At 62.4% G+C, this 1,249-nt stretch carries 2 protein-coding genes; both read right to left on the reverse strand.

The window, feature by feature from the left end; genetic code table 11:
- The coding region (locus tag NW819_RS08030) for an RNA-binding S4 domain-containing protein (protein ID WP_414413441.1) at window positions 1-177 on the reverse strand (177 nt) is incomplete at its 3' end.
- A partial coding sequence (locus tag NW819_RS08035) for an aldehyde dehydrogenase family protein (RefSeq protein ID WP_414413440.1) occupies window positions 177-1,249 on the reverse strand: 1,073 nt, incomplete at its 5' end. The genes NW819_RS08030 and NW819_RS08035, both read right to left, overlap by 1 nt.

The following is a 1,249-nucleotide window of genomic DNA, read 5'->3' on the forward strand; positions in this document are numbered from 1 at the left end:
GCGCAGCTTGCGTCCCCGCCGGGTTTCCACCTCACCATTCACCCGCACTTGCCCCGCTTGGATGAGCTGCTTGGCCTGCCCACCGGTGGGAGCAACCCCCGCCAGCTTGAGGAACTGATCCAGCTTGATCACGGGATCCGCCGCCGGCTGGGGATCCCTTTGAGCAGTCTCCGCCATCACTTCACCCAAATGGTTTTGACATTCACAAATTCCAGGATCCCTTCCCGACTCAGTTCCCGTCCATACCCTGAGCGTTTGATGCCGCCGAAGGGAAGGCGCGGGTCGGACTTGACCATGCCATTGATGAACACGGATCCCGCCTCCAGCTCCTCCAGCAGGCGCTCTTGTTCCTCTGGATCGGTTGTCCAGGCGCTGGCGCCCAGGCCAAAGGGCGTGCCGTTGGCCAGCTCGATGGCTGCCGACACATCCGGTACGGTGAACAACAGCGCCACCGGCCCGAACACCTCCTGGTGGGCCACCGGATGATCGGGGGGGATGTCGCTCAGGATCGTGGGCGGGTAAAAATTTCCTCCCAAGGGGGAGCCACCGATGTGAACTTTGGCCCCCGCCTGCACCAAAGCCTGCACCTGTCCATCCACCTCTTGCAGAATGCTGGGGGTAGCCAGAGGCCCCACATCGGTTTGCGGATCCAAGGGATCCCCCACCTTGAGCCGGCGAAATCGCTCCGTCATGGCAGCCGTGAAAGGTTCGGCGATAGCCCTGTGTAGGATAAATCGTTTGGCGGCAATGCAGGATTGGCCGTTGTTGATCAGACGGGCCGTGACCGCTGTGGCGACTGCTGCCTCCAGATCGGCGCTGGGCAGCACGATGAAGGGATCGCTCCCTCCCAGTTCCAACACCGTTTTTTTCAGATATTGACCGGCCAAACGGGCCAGGCTGGAGCCGGCGGCTTCGCTGCCGGTGAGGGCGGCCCCCCGCACCCGTTCATCCGCCACCACCTCTGCCACCTGGGCTGCTGTGATCAGCAGGGTTTGAAAGACCCCTGGCGGAAATCCCGCCTCCTGAAAGATCCGCTCCAGGGTCAAAGCCGATTGGGGCACGTTGGAAGCATGTTTGAGCAGAAGGGTATTGCCCGCCATCAGGGCTGGGGCGGCACAGCGAAACACCTGCCAAAAGGGAAAGTTCCAGGGCATCACTGCCAAAATCACCCCCAGCGGCTGGTAGCGGATCCCGCTGCGGCTGGCAAAGTGCTCCGCACCGGTGGCATTCGCGTAAGCGTTGCGTAGCA

The sequence above is a fragment of the Synechococcus sp. R8-2 genome (genome assembly GCF_047461715.1).
GTDB lineage: Bacteria > Cyanobacteriota > Cyanobacteriia > Thermostichales > Thermostichaceae > Thermostichus.